Origin of the sequence: Streptomyces shenzhenensis (genome assembly GCF_003688995.1) — a bacterium.
GTDB lineage: Bacteria > Actinomycetota > Actinomycetes > Streptomycetales > Streptomycetaceae > Streptomyces > Streptomyces shenzhenensis_A.
Map to the genome: position 1 here is coordinate 1 of NZ_PENI01000081.1, position 2,126 is coordinate 2,126.

2 protein-coding genes are annotated in these 2,126 nt (G+C 66.7%); both read left to right on the forward strand.

The window, feature by feature from the left end; all coding sequences use genetic code 11:
* Window positions 1-119 precede the first annotated feature (119 nt).
* Entirely contained in the window at window positions 120-1,004 is an 885-nt protein-coding gene (locus tag CTZ28_RS46235; protein WP_183154923.1) for a YncE family protein, read from the forward strand.
* A gap of 86 nt (window positions 1,005-1,090) precedes the next feature.
* On the forward strand, window positions 1,091-2,126 hold a 1,036-nt coding region (locus CTZ28_RS46240; RefSeq protein WP_121895942.1), incomplete at its 3' end, for an SdrD B-like domain-containing protein.

The window sequence follows — 2,126 nt, forward strand, 5'->3', positions numbered from 1 at the left end:
GGGGGGGGGGGGGGGGGGGGGGGGGGGGGGGGGGGGGGGGTGGGGGGGGGGGGGGGGGGGGGGGGGGGGTACTCTTCCCTGGGGCCGCTTCGCTTAGGAGCGATCTGATCGATCCGACGGTGCTGTCGTCGAACGTGGAGTTCGTGGATCTGTCGGGCGGCAAGAACGTGGAGATCACGACCTCGTTCTGGAGCCCGGAGGACTACTGCCAGAAGAATGCCATGCTGGTGACGGCCTGTCAGAATCCGACGATTCCGGCGCAGAACCCGGCGCCGGACAGCAACCGCACGCTGACGTCGTTCCCGTTCAACGCGCGGGGCGAATACAATCAGCTCACCGATCTGGCCACCACCGGCGACACCGGTACGGTGTGGGGTCTCGGCTACAACAAGGTGACCAAGCAGGTCTTCTCTGCCGCGTATGCCAAGCGGGGCACCAAGTACGGTCCTGGTGGTCCGGGTGCGATCTACCGGACGGACCCGGCGACCAAGCAGACCACGGTGTTCGCCACGGTTCCCAATGCCGGCTCCACCGCCCACCACCCGGGTGCCGGGATGGACGAGGCGTTCGGCGCGGTGGTGGGCAAGGAGTCGCTGGGCGACCTCGACGTCAGTTCGGACGGCAAGGACCTGTACGTCGTCAACATGCACGACCGCAGGCTCTACCGCTACGACGCCACGCAGCCGACGGCCGCCAAGGAAAAGGCGTCCTACGCGATCAAGGACCCGGGCTGCGCCGCTCCCGGGGACTGGCGCCCCTACGGCCTGGGCCTCTACGAGGGCAAGGTGTATGTCGGTGGTGTCTGCTCGGCGCAGTCGACGGGCAGCAAGGCCGACATGCGGGCCGTCGTGCAGGTCTTCGACCCGGTCACGGGCCAGTTCACCGGTACCGTCATGGACCAGCCGCTGAACTTCCCTCGCGGTGGTGTCTCACCGCTGACACCCTGCCCGCGGACATTTGCAACGGCGAGGGCTGGTACCCGTGGACCAATATCCGGCCCCTGAACCAGGACGGCAAGGCCTGCACCAACGCCTACATCCAGAACCCGGAGCCGGAGCTCTCGGACATCAACTTCGAGACCAACGGCGACATGGTCCTCGGCTTCGCCGACCGCTTCGCCGACCGGGCCGGCTGGGCGTTGCCCAGCACCTCCGCCACGTGGCCGGCGACGACCGCGTTCCAGGGCGGTGACATCAACCGGGCCTGCCGTGGCGGGAACCACATGTTCATCCTGGACGGCAACGGCGGCTGCACGAACAACGCCACCCCCGAGAACTCCGGCGGGCAGAACCCGAACGCCAAGGAGTTCTACCCCGGTGACCACACGGGTGCCCACCACGAGGACAGCTCGGGTGGTGTGGCCATCTCCAAGGTGGAGACGACCATTCCCTTCACCGCGATGGACCCCATCCGCAAGACGGGTAGTGGTGTGCGGTGGGTCGACCGCACCACGGGCACTGCCGGCGACGACGACGGCAACTTCCTGAACGATACGTTCGGCAAGGCGCGTGGCATCGGTGACCTCGAAGTGATGTGTGACGAGGCGCCGTTGCAGATCGGTAACCGGGTCTGGAAGGACTTGGACGAGGACGGTATCCAGGACCCTGGTGAGGAGCCGGTGGTGGGTGCCACGGTGAACCTGTACGACGCCGATGGCAACAAGATCGGTACGGCGGTCACCAATGAGCGGGGTGAGTACTACTTCGACTCGACCGTGACCAAGAACGTCAAGCCGGAGGATCTGCCGTACGGCAAGACGTACACCGTGAAGATGGACAACCCGGCCGACTTCCAGGCCGGTGGGGTGCTGGACGGCTGGAAGCCGACCCGTCCGAACCAGGGTGACAACGACCAGGTCGACTCCAGTGGTGAGACGTCGGGCAACCCGTTCCCGGCCGTCGAGGTCACCCCGAAGGGTGCCGGTCAGAACGATCACGGTGCCGACTTCGGGTTCACCAACCCGCAGGCGGACCTGTCCGTGATCAAGATCGGTCCGGCCAAGGTCGGTCCGGGTGAGGACATCGAGTACCAGATCATCGTCACCAACAACGGGCCGAACACCGCGACCCGCTGGACGGTCACCGACCCGCTGCCCGACGGGGTCACCAACGCCCGTACCTCCAACG